We start from the raw sequence: 15,334 nt of genomic DNA on the forward strand, positions 1-15,334 counted from the left end.
GTCGTGTGCTTTCCCGGGCGGGCGAGGCAGGAAGCTGCCAGCCGGGCCGGATCACAGCGATCAGCCCCGAGACTGGTCCGCATGCGCGCACTCGTCTCCGCGGCCGTCGCCGGTCTCCTGGTCACGGGATGTTCGGCGGCCGAACCGACCGGACAGACCGAACCACCACCACCTCCACCCACCCGGCACCTGGTCGAGTGGTCGACCGTGGTCTGCACGCACGTGAAGGCGCTCGAGGAAGCCGGGAAGCAGTCCAGCCCCTCCGCCTACGTGCGGTCGGTGGTCGACGGCGTGGACAACGCGACGAAAGCGCTGAAGAAGCTGACCCCGGCGAAGATCGCCGCCGCGGACGACCACGTCGCCGCCCTGGTCGAGGCGCTCGAAGGCGTCCGGCCGCAGTTGCCCGCCGCGACCGACGACTCGCTCGTGACCGCACCCGAGGCGGAGGCGCAGGCGAAGAAGAAGCGGGTCGAGGACCTGGTCGCCGGCCTCGGACCGATGCGCCGGCAGCTGACCGGTGTCGCCGAGAACGCGCCGGAGCTGCTCACCTCGTACAACCTGACGCCTGCCTGCGAACCCGGACGTGCGGTGACGCAGCCGGATCCCGCGCCGACGCGTGACCTGGTGACGTGGGCGGACACGATGTGCGCCACGGTGACCTCCATCAAGCAGCTCAGCACCGACACCGCCGACATCGCGGGCGACGACCCGCGGTTCGCCTCGTTCGAGCTGGAGAGCTACCTCAGCACGACCGGCTCGGTGGTCAACGGTGGTGCCACCCGGCTCGCCGGGCTCTCCCCGACCGGTGTCACGGAGGCGGACAGCTTCCGCGACACGCTGCTGACCACGTTGCGGGAGCAGGCGCAGACGCTGCCGGAGGACCGCTCGCCCGGCTACCCGGGACCCGTTTCGCCGGACCAGGTCGAGACCGCCAAGGCCACCACCACCGCGGTCAAGGCGAAGGCCGAAGGGCTGCTCGCCGCCGTCGGGCACGGGCCCGCACTCGCCGCGTCCCACGACCTCGCGCCGTCGTGCGTGCCGCGCGACGCCACGGCGACGCCGAAGCAGCCGTTGACCGCGCGCAACGGCACCGATCTCGCCGCCTGTGCGACCGGGGCGTGTCAGGTGCTCGTCACCGGCAAGGCCGACATCACCGTGGGCCAGGTGACGGTCACGGCCGCGATCCGCGGCGGCAGGATGGTGCTGACCACGCCGTTCAGCCGGTTGTCGATCGGACCGGGCGGCACGGGGAAGATCGGCGCCACGGGTGGGCCGACCGCCGTGTTCGTGATGTCCGATGTGGACGGTACGACTGCGGTGCTCGACATCAGCACGGAATGAGAATTCCCTGCGAGAACAGGGCTTCGGTCAGCGCGGCGGGCCGACGATCACCGAACCGGCCAGCGCGGCGGCCTCGGCGAGCTTCTCCTGGCTGATCTCGAACCCGTCCGGGCGCGGCGTGGAGACGTCGCGGCCGGCGTGGCGGAACATCTCCTCGATCCCGCCCGGCGTGGCGATGAGCAGGAGGTCGGCGCGGTCGGAGGTGATCCGGTAGCTGTGCGGCAGGTTGCGCGGCAGGTAGACGATGCCGCCCTCGGCGAGCTCGTGTTCCTCCTCCCCCGCCCAGACGAGCGCGGATCCCTGCAACAGCAGGAAGACCTCGTCCTCCTTGGTGTGCGTGTGGAACGGCGGGGCTTCGCCCTTCGGAACGTCGAACCGGCCGACGGTGAGCTTTCCTTCGGTGGCTTCGCTGTCCAGCAGCACGCTGAACAGTCCGTTGTGGAGCCATTCGAGGGTCTGCTGCTGTTCGCGTTGAACGAGGTGCGCGATCGTCATGACTGTTCTCCTGGAGGTGGGGTGGCGGTCAGAGGGACGCCAGCACCCGGACCCGGTCGGCGATGACGCGCCGGGCGACGTCCGTGGTGAAGGCGAGGCCTTCGAACTCGTGCGGCACGCCGGGGTGCAGGTGGAACTCCACCGGCACGCCCGCCTGCGACAGGCGCAGCGCGTAGGTCATGTCCTCGTCGCGGAAGATGTCGAGCTGCCCGACCTCGATGTAGGCGGGCGGCAGGCCGGTCGGGTCGGCCACCCTGGCGGGCGCGGCGGTCGCGGGCACGTCGGTCCGCCGGCGGCGTCGCCGAGCAACGCGCCCAGCCGGTGCGGTTGTCGTCCCACGACCACAGCACGAAGGGCGCCAGGTCGGGTCCGGCGTGAGGTTGCGGTCGTCGAGCATCGGCATGAGCAGGACCTGCTTGGCGATCGCGGGCCCCTGCCGGTCGCGCGCCAGGATCGACACGGCGGCGGCCAAGCCACCGCCGGCGCTGTCGCCGAACACGGCGATGCGGGCCGGGTCGACACCGAGCCGCGCGGCGTGCTCGTGCAGCCACACCAGCCCGGCGTAGGCGTCCTCGACCGGCGTCGGGTGCGGGTGCTCCGGGGCGCGGCGGTAGTCCACCGACAGCACCGGCGTGCCGGACGCGGAGACGTACCGGGCGAGGGACCCGTCGAACAGGTCGATGTGGCCCAGGATCATGCCGCCGCCGTGGTAGTACACCGCCGCCGGGCCGGGCTCGGCGGCCGCACCGGTTCTGGCGTACCACCGCAGCCGCAGCGTGGCGCCGTCGGCGGTGACGAGCCGGTGGTCGGTCAGGGTGACGTCGGAGGGCACCGGCTGGGCCGTGTCGGAGTGGCTGATCAACCCCTCCAGCGCCGCCCGGCGGGCGACGACGTCACCGACCGGCGGCGGCGTGGTGCCGGCCATGGCGGCGAAGACGGGTGCGAGGGCTTCGGCGACCTGGGGGTCGTAGCTGTACGACATCGGTGGCTCCTGACGGCTCCGAGAGTTGCTTCGAACTTGAAGCATGTTCTCACCGTAGCACGCTTCGAATTCGAAGCAAGCGGAGTCGACGTGTGAGCTGCGCCTCGGGCTCAGCGAGACCACGAACCGGTCCCACCGCCCACAGGGCGCTCATCATGCAGCCGCGATCCGGCCGGGCAACCATGGGTTCATGACCGAGGCCTGTCGCTCACCGGGGACTCCGGTGCCGCAACACCTCCAGCAGCTGGGCAGCGCCCACGTCCGGCCCTGCCGCGCGCACGGCGTCACGCAGGCCCGTGAACGGCTCCGGCTCGTCCAGCACCGACCGCAGCGCCTTCGTCACGTCGTCGGACGTCGCACTGCTGGGATCGAGGCACACGCCCGCGCCGGCCCGCTCGGCGTCGTGGGCGATGCAGAACTGGTCGCTGGAGAACGGCAGCACCACCGCGGGAACCCCGGCCTCCAGGCATTCGGTGAACGAGTTGTTGCCGCCGTGGTGCACCATCGCGACAACATGTCGCAGCAATGCTCGCTGCGGCACAACGGACTCCACGACGACCCGCGGATCAGCGGCCAGGTCGGCGAGCTCGGCGACCCGTCCCCCTGCGGCGACCACCACCGTCAGACCCGGGATCCGCAAGGCACCGCGAACAACCGTGCGCAACACGTCGTGCCTCGCGGACAGGAACGTGCCGAGTGCGACGAGGAGCACCTTGTGGCCGCGCACGCGGTCGAGCCAGGCGTCGTCGAGCGGTTCCGGGGTCGTGCAATGCCCGAGGAAGACCTGTTCCTGGTGGGCCGGCAAAGGCGGCAGCCACGGCAGGTCGGGGTAGTTCACCACCGCGGCGTGGGAGGAGGTCAGCGCGAACGCACGGCGCGGCACCGGAACCGCGGGGGCGAACTCGCCGAGGAAGCGGACGTGCGCGTCGGTGAACGCGCGGTCGGTCAGGCGGACCTCCGCGGCGAGCTCGGCGAGCTCCTCCGGTGACGGGTGCACGGCGGACGGCCACGTCTGCGGCATGCCGAAGAACTGCTCGTCACGAGCCACGAGATAGGTCGGATGCCCTGTGACATAAGAGACAAACGGCAGTCCGAGCGCATACACGGCCAGCGTCGTGGCGTAGTCGATCTGGTCGACGACGTACCAGTCCGGACGCAGGCGCTCGTGCAGCGCGCGGATCTCACGCAGGACCTCGCCAGGAGCGGACACCGGTTCCTCCCTGCGTCGCCGTGTCTGCGCGAGCAGTGCCGCCACCGCTCCTCCCCTGGTGGCTTCGAGGAAACCGGTGAGGCCACGCGCCGACCGCGCGTCCTGCACGGTCCGCTCGGCGACGCCGCTGTTCGACTCGCGCGTCGTTCGCATTGGCGTGAAAGGAACATCGGGGGCGAGATCCGCGAACTCCGATCCACATGCGAACGTCACGGGGTGGTGACCCGCCCTGCTCAACGCCGCGGCGAACACCGACATGGGCTGAGCGTGCGAGCGGAAAGGCGGACTGACGACGACGAATCCGGGCACCGAGCTCCTCCTTGTTGCCACGACTGGAAAGTAGTTCGATCCGAACGCCGTCTTGGTTCGAACACCTGGTGTGCGGACACATCCCGAGGTACAGCGAGCACTGGAAGCCCGACGAGCCGGTGTCACTCCCGCGGCACCGAGCCCCCACGCCCTGATCGCCTCCCTGATGCGCGATCCGGCGACTTCTTCCCTGTTCCACGAGCAAGTTCCCGCGACGGCACGCGCGCACGGCACCGACGCCGTGACAGCCGAGATCCGCCGAGCACTGTTGTCCGCAGAGGATGGTGAAGCGCGTGAACAGCTGCTCGACAGCGCCATGGTCCACCGGCTCGCACCGGTCACCGCCGCCGAGGCGCGGGCCGTCGCCGCGGGGCCTGCGGTGTGGCGCTACCTGGACGTCCTCGGCGAGCCGGTCGACGCCGATCCCCGCTCCCCCTACGAGAAGCTGATGCTCGACCTGGTGCACGACGACGTCCCGCTGCCGTTGGCACCGCCCGCGACCGGCCCGGTCGTCGTCCAGTCGATGCTCATCGGCGGCACCGCCCGGCCGGGTGAGGGCGCGAGCGGTGGGCTCACCGTCTTCCTCTCCTCGCTCGCCGAGGCACTGGTGCGGCGCCCGGACATCGGCCGGGTGGTCACCGTGGTGCTCGCGGCGGAGCCGACCACCGTGACCGTCGAGAAGAGCCCCGGGTTCGACCACTGGACCGTGCACGTGCCCGTCGACTCGCCGACCGCGCTCGCGCAGCCGGACATGGCCCGTCACCGGGCGGGGATCACCTGGTGGCTCACGCGACTGCTGCCGCGGTGCGGCCTGGTCCCGGACGTCGTGCACGTGCGCTACTCGGACGACGGCTCGCTCGCGGTGGCCGACGCCGCCCGTTTGCTGGGCGCGAAGCTCGTGTTCACCGTCACCCCGGACCCCCATCGCCACCTGGCCGAGCGCTACCTCGAAGACGCTGACAACCTCCCGGCGATGTGGTTCGACCTGCACCGCGTGCGGGCCGCCGACCACCTCGTCGCGCGCGCGGACCAGGTGATCACCATCGGGGGGAGGCAGGACGAGGTGCTGGCGCACTTCCCGCAACTCACCCCGGAGTCCCTGCAGGCGCTGGAAGAAGGCATCGCACTGCCACCACCGCCAACGAACCGGTCACTCGTGCGGGAGTTGTTCGCACCGTCGGCGCTGCCCCGCCTGGACTCCTCCGCGGAGGGTCTGCCCGTGCTGCTCAACGTGGGCAGGTTGCACCCGCTGAAGCAGCAGGGGTCGCTGGTGCGGGCGTGGCTCGAGGCGGGTCTGCACCGCAGGACCGCGCTGGTGGTCATCGGCGGCTCCCGCACCGACAGGACCCCTGACGAGCAGGCCGTCCTGGACGAGGTGCTCGACCTGGCCCGCTCCGAACCCTCGGCACGCGGCCGACTGGCCGTGCTGCCCGCCTGGTCCAACCACGACGTGCGGCGGCTGCAGCACGAACTGGCCGCCACCCCACCCGCCTCGGGCGCACCGCACGTCTACGCCTGCGCCAGCGCGAAGGAGGAGTTCGGCATCGCCGTGCTCGAGGCGATGGAGGCGGGGCTGCTGGCCGTCGGCCCGCAGCGTGGCGGCCTGCGTTGCTACATCGAGGAAGGCCGCAACGGTTTCCTGGTGGACACCTCCACAGCGCGGTCGCTGGCCGCAGGACTGGAGCGGGTCGTCCGCCTCGGCGCAGCCACCGGGCCGATCGCGGCGGCCGGCCAGGCGACCGTGCGCGGGCGGTTCGACATCAACGCCGTGGCGGACCCGTTCGCGGCGCTCTACCGCGGTCTGTCGGCCAAACCGTGACACCGCGAGGCCGAGCCGGTCGTCACCGCTTCCTACCGGCGTCGAGCGCCTGCCGGGACGGACGAAGGCGTTGCGGCGTCTCCGCCTTGCGAGGTGGCCGGTCGTTGGCGATCAGCACGGCCATCCACGGCAACGGGACGGACAGCAGTATCAGGGCGAGCGCCAGCCACCAGACCTCCGCGAACAGCACGGCCAGCACGACGCACGGAATGCGCAGGCTCATCATCAGGGCGTACCTGCGTCGCCGGGCCGACAGCTGGTCCTCGTACGAAGGAGCGGCCGAGGTGATCAGGACGGGGTTGTCGCGTCGTTGCGAGTTCACACCAGACCTCCGTTCTCCTCTGTGGTTCGCAGTGCGGGCCGGTGAGGTTCGTGTCTGCTCCGTCACGCCGAACGCTCGCCCCGGCCGCCGCGGCGGTGTGGCAACCTGAGCTGAGAGCGATCGCGGTCCAGCCGTGACAGCTCTCAGCGGCGGCGCGGGTTCGATCCATCGTCCGGCGATCGAACCCGCACTCGCCTACCGTGAAAGCCGAAGAACGAACCTCCGCCGCTCTGGGAGCGTGAGTCATGAGTGCCATCACCACGCCGACGAAGCCGGCCAACGCGGCCGCGCGCGTCGCCGGAGCGGCGGCCAACGCTGCCGATGAGCGGTTCCACCCGGCCTCGGGTCTGCGCAAGCAGATCAACAAGGTCTTTCCGACGCATTGGTCGTTCCTGCTCGGTGAGATCGCGTTGTACAGCTTCATCGTGTTGTTGTTGTCGGGTACGTATCTGGCGTTGTTCTTCGACCCGTCGATGACCGAGGTCACCTACAACGGTGCGTTCGAGAACCTGCGCGGGATCGAGATGTCGCGGGCGTTCGCCTCGACGCTGGACATCTCGTTCGAGACCCGTGGTGGGTTGTTCGTGCGTCAGGTGCACCACTGGGCGGCGTTGCTGTTCATGGCGGCGATCGTGGTGCACATGTTCCGGATCTTTTTCACCGGTGCGTTCCGCAAGCCGCGTGAGATCAACTGGGTCATCGGCATCGTGCTGTTCATGCTCGGTGCGATCGAGGGCTTCCTGGGGTACTCGCTGCCCGACGACCTGCTCTCGGGTACCGGTCTGCGGGTGATGGCGGCGTTGCTGATCTCGTTCCCGGTGATCGGCACGTGGTTGAACTGGTTGATGTTCGGCGGGGAGTTCCCGGGCACGGACATCATCCCGATGCTCTACACCGCGCACATCCTGATCATCCCGGCGATCATCCTGGGTCTGATCGGCGCGCACCTGGGCTTGGTGTGGTACCAGAAGCACACCCAGTTCCCCGGGGTGGGCCGCAAGGAGACCAACGTCGTCGGCGTGCGGATCATGCCGGTGTTCGCGGCGAAGGGCGGTGGGTTCTTCGCCATCGTCGTGGGTGTGATCGCGATCATGGGTGGGGTGTTCCAGATCAACCCGATCTGGAACTTCGGCCCGTACAACCCGGCGCAGGTCTCGGCCGGGTCGCAGCCGGACTGGTACATGGGCTGGACCGACGGTCTGGTGCGGATCTGGCCGGCGTGGGAGTTCTACCTGGGCAACTACACGATTCCGGCGCCGTTCCTGCCGTTCATCCTGGGTCTGCCGTTGCTGACCGGTATCGCGGCGGTGTATCCGTGGATCGAGCGGAGGATGACCAAGGACTACGCGCATCACAACCTGTTGCAGCGTCCGCGGGACGTGCCGGTCCGCACGGCGCTGGGGTGGATGGCGATCACGTATTTCATGGTGTTGCTGCTGATGGGCGGCAACGACATCTTCGCCCACAAGTTCGACATCTCGTTGAACTTGACGACGTGGATGGGTCGGATCGGCATGCTGGTGCTGCCGCCGATCGCGTATGTCATCGCCTACCGGGTCTGCATCGGCTTGCAGCGTGCTGACCGTGAGGTGCTGGAGCACGGGGTGGAGACGGGGATCATCAGGCGGTTGCCGCATGGTGAGTTCATCGAGATCCATCAGCCGCTGGGGCCGGTGGACGATCACGGTCACCCGATCCCGCTGGCGTATCAGGGTGCGTCGGTGCCGAAGAAGATGAACAAGCTCGGCTCGGCCGGTCACCCGGTGGCGGGTAGCACGTGGTCGCCGGACCCGGTCGAGGAGACCGTGGCCTTGGACAACGCGCGCCGCAAGGCACACGTGTCCGAAGGCCTCAGCGCGGAGGACACGGCCGGCGAGCTCGCGGGCAAGCCGTCCGACCCGAAGGCCTGAGACGGCGGCTGCTGTTCATCGCGTCACGGCCCGGCGTACGAGGTTGTCGGCGGCGCTCTGCCATCGTGGTCGCTCAGGCGAGTCACGGGGGTGTGACCACGGTGCCAGAACTGTCCGGGCTCTCCGAGGAGGTCCTGCGCTGGGCGACCGGCGCGGTGGGAGGTGGCGCTCGGGTGGCCGCGGTGACCGGCTTGCGCGAGGGGGCCAACCCGTGGTTGCTGAGGTTCGAACCGGCCGGTCACGTCGAGGCGGCCGTGCTGCGAGTCGGGACCCCGCTGATCCCGACCACCGCCGGCGGTTCGCCACCGAGGCCGCGGCACTGCGGGTCGCCGGTGACCACCGCTGCCTGCGCGCGTTGCTCGCCGCCGACCTCGACGGTGCCGGGTCCGGTGACCGCTGCACCGGCCTGGTCGACTGGGACTGCGCCGGCGCCGGACCACCGGGGGTCGACCTCGGCGGGGCCCGGTTCGACGCGGCCCTGCTGTTCGGGCTGCCCGCCGCCGACCACGTCCTGGAGGGGTGGCAGCGCGGTGCCGGCCGACGCGCGGAGCAGGTCGCCTACTGGGACGTCGTCGCGGCGGTGAACAGCCTGGCGGACATGTCGTTCTGCCTTCCGGCACTGCACGACCAGGGCAGACCTGACCTCGACGCCGATCTCCTCCGGCACCGGCGGGACGCGTTCCTCAGCACCGCGCTGAACCGGCTGGACGCCGGCGGTCGACAGCAGGCGATCGAGGACCGGTCAATCTCCTCGAAAGGATGATCCGACCTCCGTGAAACGTTTCTGAGTCGATTCGCGGGGTATCGCCCTGGTGCACGGATGTGATGGCGAGCGCGCAGACCGGCCGTCTCGCGCTCGTCGACCAGACGCGCCGCGGTGCACCCGGCCGAGCCAGGTGGGGACCTTCCCGGCCGGGCACCGCGGCGCCCGTTCCAGGGAAGGTCCATGCGTCTCACACCGGCCGGCGACGTGCCGGTCCAGGAGGTCGTCCTGCGGTTGCGGGACAAGGCGGTCAACTACGACGAGTCCGAGGTACGCGGCTCCACGTGGCACTTCGACCACCACCGGTTCGCGCTCGGCACCGACGAGCCGGGGCGTCCGGAGAAGGGATCGCTCTGGTGGCACGCCTGCCGTGAGGTGGGTGCGTACTCCTTCACGCCCGCCGCCCTGCTGCGTGCCCACTACGTGCGTGACGAGCCCCTGCTCGGCCGCAACCTGCTGCTGGTGGGCCGGTTCGCGTTCGCGCGGTTCCTGATGGGCGTGCGGATCACCGAGACGGCGTTCGACGAGGACGGCGTGCGGTACTGCTGGGGCTGGAGCTACGAGACGCTGCAGGGCCACATCGAGCGCGGCCGCGTCGACTACCGGGTGGTCAAGGACCTCGCCTCCGGCGCCGTCACGCTGGAGGTCAACAGCTACAACCAGGTGAACCCGCGCGCCCACCCGTTCATCCGGCTGGGCTGGTCGTTGTTCGGCCGGCGCGCGCAGCACCGCTTCTACACCGCGGTCGGCGAGAACCTGCGCGCACTGGCCGAACGGGCCCGCGACACCGGCGAGAGCCCGGCCGTGAGCGGTGACGGACTGGTCGAGGTTCCGCGGCAGACCGGGCGCGAACCGTTCTGGGCGGTTGCCGTGCTGGACGGTGCAGATGACTCCGACGGGAAACGAGGCTGATCGTGAAGATCGTGATCACCGGTGCGTCCGGCAACGTCGGCACCGGCCTGCTCCGCGCACTCGCCGCGGACGACGCCGACCACGAGGTGATCGGCATCTGCCGCCGCCCGCCGCGCGCCGTCCCGCCCTACGCCGGGGTGCGCTGGATCGCCTGCGACCTCGCCTCCGACACGGCACCGGACGTGCTGGAGGAGGCGATGCGCGGTGCCGGTGCCGTGGTGCACATGGCGTGGATGTTCCAGCCCGTCCGGGAAGGCGAGCGCTTGCAGCGCACCAACTTCAAGGGCACCACGGCGGTGCTGCGGGCTGCCCGCCGAGCCGGTGTGCCGCACGTCGTGCACGGCTCGTCGATCGCGGCCTACGCGCCCGCGTCCGCTCCGGTGGACGAGAACGCCGCCACCACGGGCATCCCCGGCTCCACCTACGGCGCGGGCAAGTCGGAGATCGAGTCCGAGCTGACCCGCTTCGCCGCCGAGAACCCGGACATCGCCGTGGCGGCCGTCCGTCCGACGCTGGTGGCGCAGCCGGGGGCGTCGGCGAGCTTCCTGGCCCTGTTCCTCGACCCGCTGGTGCCCCGGCGGCTGTTCGGCCTGTTGCGGCGCGGGATGATCCCGTTGCTGCCGCTGCCGTCGTCGCTGCAGGTGCAGCTCGTGGACGCCGACGACGTCGGTGACGCGATCGTGCGGATCCTGCACGCACGGGCGCGCGGGGCGTTCAACCTCGCCTCCGACACGCTGGAGCTCACCGACCTGGCCGCGACGGCGGGTGCCCGGCCCCTGCCCGTGCCGGCCGGGATCGCGCGACCCAGGAAGTCGAGCGCGGCCTGTGCGCGCGACCAGATCGCGGGGCTCGCCGAGGCGGCGGCGCTGCCCAGTCCGGCGCTGCGGCGGGACCGGTTCAGGACGGAGCCCGTGCTCACCGGCGCTCGTGTGAACGTCAACGTGGCCGCGCCGCCCCCGACGAACGTTTGACCATGCCGCACGGCGGGCACAAGGGGAGGAGCTCACCGCCGACCGGAAGGCCGCCATGCCCGCGTCTGCGCACGACGGACTGCTCGCCGAGCGGTACGACCTCGTCGAACCGCTGGGGTCCGGTGGCATGGCCGAGGTGTGGCGCGCGCGGGACACCCGCCTGCACCGCGACGTCGCCGTCAAGCTCTTCCGCGCGGGATCCGACCTGGCAGACGGCCTGCGGTTCGACAACGAGGTCAGGACGCTGGCCGCGTTGTCGCACCCCGGTCTCGTCCAGGTGCACGACGCCGGCACCGGCGGCGACACGCCGTTCGTCGTGTTGCAGCTCGTCGAGGGCCGCACGCTGCGCGACCGCATCACCGACGGTCCGCTGACGCCCGACGAGCTGCGCCGCCTCGGTGCCGAGCTCGCCGAGGCGCTGGCCTACGTGCACGCACGAGGCGTCGTGCACCGCGACATCAAACCGTCCAACGTCCTGCTCGACCGCGACGGCAACGCCCACCTCGCCGACTTCGGACTGGCCCGGCTGCTCGGCGCCACCCGCCTCACCCGCACGGGCCAGCTGGTGGGCACGGCCGCCTACCTCGCCCCCGAACAGGTGCGCGGCGACGACTTCGGCCACCCGGTGGACGTCTACGCCCTCGGTCTCGTCCTGCTCGAGTGCCTCACCGGCCGGCGGGAGTACGAGGGCAGCGAGATCGAGGCCGCCGTCGCCCGCCTGCACCGCCAGCCCGACGTGCCCGACGAGCTGCCCGCGGACCTCAGGCGCCTGCTCACGCTGATGACCTCGTTGTCGCCCCGCCGCCGCCCGTCAGCGGCCGACTGCGCGCGCATGTTGCGGGACCCGCAGGCCAACCCCACCCTGGCGGCCGCACCCGTTCGCGAGAGACGCCCGATCACCCCGTTCGTCGCGGCCGCTGTGGTGACGGCGCTCTGCGCCGCCGGCGTCGCCACCGCCTTCCTCTCACCACCGGCCGAACCGGGCGAGTCGGCACCCCCGACGTCGACCGCACCGGTCGTCCCGGTCACCTCCAGCGAACCCCCGCCGACCGCCGCCGCGCAGCCGCCGGTCACCCACACCGTCTTCGTGCCCGTGCAGGCCGGCCCGAAGGCCGACGTCCAGCAGCCGGCGCCGCAGAAGCCCGCGGCGAAGGACGACGACGGGCCCGGCGAGGACAAGCCCGACAAGGAGAAGGACAAGCCGGACAAGGGGTGACCCGGCCTGCGCTCACCCCACCGGCGCTCACCCCACCGGCGCTCACACCACCTGCGACCCGCACCGGGAGTCGCCGTCTTCGGGGCACCCCACCACCGCGAACACGGTCTTGCCACCGGCCAGCACCCGGACACCCCACTGCCGCGCGAGGCTGTCGACCACCGCGATGCCCCGTCCCCGGTTGCCGGCCAGCCGCGACTGCCCGCGCACCGGCTCGGCCGGTGACCCGTCGTCCACCTCGACGGCGATCTCACACCGCGTCGCATGACGGAGCACGCGCAGCCGGCCGAAGCCCGACGCGTGGTCCAGCACGTTGTTCACCAGCTCGGTCACGACGAGCAGGACGTCGTAGAGGTGGTCCTCCCCCAGACCGCGCAGAGCACCGGTCAGCCGCCTGCGCAGCTCCGCCATCACCGTGGTCGGTTCGACGAGCGACTCGACCACCAGGGATGTGGACCCTTCATCAACCGTCGTCACCGGGCGCCTCCGCGAAGGCAAGTGCGTGATCACCGAGATTCACTGCTCGTTTGCACGTTACCCACTGCAGACGTTCAGGACATAGCAGACGTTGCGTCACCGGTGCCCGCGCGCACGCGTCGCATGATCACAGTCACTCCCGTGTCGCACGCGTACAACCGAACACATGTGCGAGAAGGCTGATAGGTTCTCGCGTCATGAACCGGCAAGCTCTCGCACCGTCCGAATTGGACGGCAACCTCACGTGCAGGTACGACTCGACCGGCCAGCTGGTCGCCCTCCTGCCCGCGAGGTGCAAGCTCGGCCGGCACACCCTCGCCCACTCCCAGTTCCGCGCGGTCGTGCAGAACGGCGAGGCCCACATCCGCTGTCTCGCGTGCGCGGCCGACAACTCCGACCACTCGTGGCGGCTCACCTCCACGACGCCCGCTCCCGACCGCGCCGAGCTGTCCGAGGAGCGCTACCTCGAGCTCACGCGGCACCGGCCCCTGGCGGCACTCGGCAGCCGGTAGTCGCCGCCGGCGGTGGTCAACTGCGCCGATGTCACCGTGCGGCTGCACGATGACGGACCGGTGTGGTCACCGCCGGCATCCGAGCACGCTCGTAGAGCCGGAGCGCGTCGGCGGCGACGTGGTCCCAGGAGTAGCACGCGAGCACCCGGTCACGACCGGCGACGCCGTGGCTTTGACGCCGGGTCCTGTCGGCCAGCAGCTGCCGGACCGCGAGCGCGACCTCCGGCGGGTGCTGCGACAGGACATGGCATCCGGTGACGCCGTCGGCCACGGTGTCCGCCGGGCTCTCCGCCGCCGTGACCACCGCAGGACCACATGCCATGGCCTCCAGGGGCAGCGTCCCGGCCAGCGCGGGCCCGCCCACGCACAGAACCAGGTCCGCGGAGCGCAGCAAGGCCGGCAGGTCGTCGTGGGCCCACCGCGGCACGAGCACGACGCGGTCCGCCACGCCGCGGCGTTCCGCGCAGGCGCTGCACCTTCGCCTCGTCGTCCGGGAGTCCCGAACCGAGGTCCTCGGCGATCACGAACTCCGCGTCGGGCACCCTGGTGAGCGCGGCGATGGCGACGTCGTGCTCCTGCCGCAGGCCCGACCTGCTCACGAACACGATCCTGGGCCGTCCGCCCCGGGGTGCACGACGACCGTCGGCGTGAACCTCCGCAGGTCGACGCCGTGGGGCAGCACGCAGACGCCGGAGCGGCGCACGCCCTACCGCTGCCGGCGATGAACCGCGCTCCGCCGCTCCGGTCCGACGGCACTGCTGCTCATCGCCGGTACAGCGGTGCGGCGGCCCGGCGTACCCACGTGAACCTCCGCAGGTCGACGCCGTGGGGCAGCACGCAGACGCCGGAGCGGCGCACGCCCTACCGCTGCCGGCGATGAACCGCGCTCCGCCGCTCCGGTCCGACGGCACTGCTGCTCATCGCCGGTACAGCGGTGCGGCGGCCCGGCGTACCCACCCGTTCCCCCGGCAAACGTCGGTCCCCCGAATCACCTTCGCGTCCGGTTTACCCGCTTCACCGCTGGGTAAGGCAGAGTTTCGAGCGTCTTCACGGAAGAGGGACAGTTCGACATGAACGCCAGCGACGACCCTCCCCCTCGCCAGGCACTCGTGGTGGAGCTGACCAAGCCCTCACCCGCGCTGCCGGCGATGCGCCGCTGGATCGGCGAGGTGTTCGGCGACCTGTCGGAGGACTCGGTCGACGACGTGCGGCTGGTCGTCACCGAACTGGTCAGCAACGCCTACGACCACGGCCTGCACCCACGCCTCCTCCGCCTGCGGCGGCTGGGGGCGGGCCTGCTCCGCGTCGAGGTCGACGACGCCTCGCCGGACAAGCCGGTGCTGGGCAGGTCGCGGATCGACGACACGCGTGGCCGCGGCCTGGTCATCGTGGACAAGATCGCCGAGGCCTGGGGCGTCACCTGGCAGGCGACCGGGAAGACCGTGTGGGCGGAGCTGCGCTGCGGGCTCGGCCTGGCCGCCTTCGCCTGATCCCGGCGACCGCCCGCACCGGACCGCGTCCGGGACCGGGACCGGCGAGCACGGCGGCTGCCGCGGCACCGTGATCTCCCACGCCCGGCGTGGTCAGGTGGGACGTGTCGTCCCGGCGCAGCCGGTCGGCCACCTCGCCCAGCACGTCCCGCACGTGCCGGTGCAGCGCCTTGACCTCGGCGCGCTTCGGCGGGTAGCGGTGCAGGAACGCCCTGGTCATCCGCCGGACGCGGTCGACGACCTCGTCCCGGTTGGCCCCGTCCCGCACCACGAACCCGCCGAACGGGTACAGCCGGTCGACGCCGAGGGGGCGTGCGGCGGCCACCACCTCGGTGACCGCCGCCGCGACGCGCCGGACCCCCTCGGGACTCACCGACCCGCTCGGTGGAGGTGCCCGTCCAGCAGGGCCGGCACCTTCACCGAGCGGCCGGGCAGCGAGGCCCGCCCGCAGGTCGGCCACGACCTGTGCGGAGCTCGGTCGATCTTCAGCACGCGAGCCGCATGGCAGCACACCGCGCCGGAGGGCGAACCGCGTCAGGGCAGCGTCGGCAGGTAGGCGGGCCCGGCGGGCCCGTGCCGCGTCTCGAAGCCGCCGCGAACCGCAG

Annotated in this window: 16 protein-coding genes; 9 read left to right on the forward strand and 7 right to left on the reverse strand. The window is 71.3% G+C overall.

Annotated elements, in window-relative coordinates; all coding sequences use genetic code 11:
* Window positions 1-81 precede the first annotated feature (81 nt).
* Complete coding sequence (locus BBK82_RS42545; protein ID WP_065919978.1) at window positions 82-1,341, forward strand: hypothetical protein; 1,260 nt, start codon at window positions 82-84, stop codon at window positions 1,339-1,341.
* Between the two features lie 27 nt (window positions 1,342-1,368).
* Here the strand turns inward: BBK82_RS42545 and BBK82_RS42550 are convergent, their stop codons facing one another.
* The 3 genes from BBK82_RS42550 to BBK82_RS42560 form a co-directional block, all read right to left on the reverse strand.
* Window positions 1,369-1,836: a cupin domain-containing protein gene (locus BBK82_RS42550; protein WP_065919979.1), complete on the reverse strand. Its 468-nt coding sequence runs from the start codon at window positions 1,834-1,836 to the stop codon at window positions 1,369-1,371.
* 28 nt (window positions 1,837-1,864) lie between these two features.
* Complete coding sequence (locus BBK82_RS42555) at window positions 1,865-2,818, reverse strand: alpha/beta hydrolase (protein WP_071812797.1); 954 nt, start codon at window positions 2,816-2,818, stop codon at window positions 1,865-1,867.
* Between the two features lie 208 nt (window positions 2,819-3,026).
* Window positions 3,027-4,181 (reverse strand): glycosyltransferase, encoded by a 1,155-nt coding sequence (locus tag BBK82_RS42560; protein ID WP_218920516.1) that lies wholly within the window; start codon window positions 4,179-4,181, stop codon window positions 3,027-3,029.
* A gap of 322 nt (window positions 4,182-4,503) precedes the next feature.
* On the opposite strand from BBK82_RS42560, the gene BBK82_RS42565 reads away from it, so the two are divergent.
* Window positions 4,504-6,156, forward strand: coding sequence for a glycosyltransferase family 4 protein (locus tag BBK82_RS42565; protein WP_065919981.1), 1,653 nt, complete (start codon window positions 4,504-4,506; stop codon window positions 6,154-6,156).
* Window positions 6,157-6,178: 22 nt separating this feature from the next.
* Here BBK82_RS42565 and BBK82_RS42570 read toward each other — a convergent pair whose 3' ends face one another.
* Complete coding sequence (locus BBK82_RS42570) at window positions 6,179-6,478, reverse strand: DUF3099 domain-containing protein (RefSeq protein ID WP_065919982.1); 300 nt, start codon at window positions 6,476-6,478, stop codon at window positions 6,179-6,181.
* A gap of 245 nt (window positions 6,479-6,723) precedes the next feature.
* Here BBK82_RS42570 and qcrB point away from each other — a divergent pair, with 245 nt between their 5' ends.
* From qcrB to BBK82_RS42595, 5 genes are all read left to right on the forward strand, one after another.
* A complete protein-coding gene (gene qcrB, locus BBK82_RS42575; protein ID WP_065919983.1) occupies window positions 6,724-8,388 on the forward strand; it encodes a cytochrome bc1 complex cytochrome b subunit in 1,665 nt (554 codons plus the stop codon).
* Window positions 8,389-8,599: 211 nt separating this feature from the next.
* Window positions 8,600-9,151: a hypothetical protein gene (locus tag BBK82_RS42580; protein WP_237047886.1), complete on the forward strand. Its 552-nt coding sequence runs from the start codon at window positions 8,600-8,602 to the stop codon at window positions 9,149-9,151.
* A 183-nt stretch (window positions 9,152-9,334) separates the two neighbouring features.
* Window positions 9,335-10,063, forward strand: a complete 729-nt coding sequence (locus BBK82_RS42585) for a DUF1990 family protein (protein WP_065919984.1) — start codon at window positions 9,335-9,337, stop codon at window positions 10,061-10,063.
* A gap of 2 nt (window positions 10,064-10,065) precedes the next feature.
* A complete protein-coding gene (locus tag BBK82_RS42590) occupies window positions 10,066-11,034 on the forward strand; it encodes an NAD-dependent epimerase/dehydratase family protein (RefSeq protein WP_065919985.1) in 969 nt (322 codons plus the stop codon).
* A 55-nt stretch (window positions 11,035-11,089) separates the two neighbouring features.
* The gene (locus tag BBK82_RS42595; protein ID WP_065919986.1) at window positions 11,090-12,250 is read left to right on the forward strand and encodes a serine/threonine-protein kinase; all 1,161 of its coding nucleotides are present in this window, start codon (window positions 11,090-11,092) and stop codon (window positions 12,248-12,250) included.
* A 42-nt stretch (window positions 12,251-12,292) separates the two neighbouring features.
* Here BBK82_RS42595 and BBK82_RS42600 read toward each other — a convergent pair whose 3' ends face one another.
* Window positions 12,293-12,727: an ATP-binding protein gene (locus BBK82_RS42600; protein WP_065919987.1), complete on the reverse strand. Its 435-nt coding sequence runs from the start codon at window positions 12,725-12,727 to the stop codon at window positions 12,293-12,295.
* A gap of 197 nt (window positions 12,728-12,924) precedes the next feature.
* Here BBK82_RS42600 and BBK82_RS42605 point away from each other — a divergent pair, with 197 nt between their 5' ends.
* A complete protein-coding gene (locus BBK82_RS42605) occupies window positions 12,925-13,239 on the forward strand; it encodes a hypothetical protein (protein WP_154697834.1) in 315 nt (104 codons plus the stop codon).
* A gap of 31 nt (window positions 13,240-13,270) precedes the next feature.
* Here the strand turns inward: BBK82_RS42605 and BBK82_RS42610 are convergent, their stop codons facing one another.
* Window positions 13,271-13,687 (reverse strand): glycosyltransferase, encoded by a 417-nt coding sequence (locus tag BBK82_RS42610; RefSeq protein ID WP_065919989.1) that lies wholly within the window; start codon window positions 13,685-13,687, stop codon window positions 13,271-13,273.
* Window positions 13,688-14,309: 622 nt separating this feature from the next.
* On the opposite strand from BBK82_RS42610, the gene BBK82_RS42615 reads away from it, so the two are divergent.
* Window positions 14,310-14,729, forward strand: a complete 420-nt coding sequence (locus BBK82_RS42615; protein WP_065919990.1) for an ATP-binding protein — start codon at window positions 14,310-14,312, stop codon at window positions 14,727-14,729.
* Here BBK82_RS42615 and BBK82_RS51170 read toward each other — a convergent pair.
* Entirely contained in the window at window positions 14,656-15,102 is a 447-nt protein-coding gene (locus tag BBK82_RS51170; protein ID WP_154697835.1) for a hypothetical protein, read from the reverse strand. The two genes, BBK82_RS42615 and BBK82_RS51170, sit on opposite strands and share 74 nt — an antisense overlap.
* Window positions 15,103-15,334: the final 232 nt, after the last annotated feature.

The organism is Lentzea guizhouensis, from assembly GCF_001701025.1.
In the GTDB taxonomy this organism is placed as follows: domain Bacteria; phylum Actinomycetota; class Actinomycetes; order Mycobacteriales; family Pseudonocardiaceae; genus Lentzea; species Lentzea guizhouensis.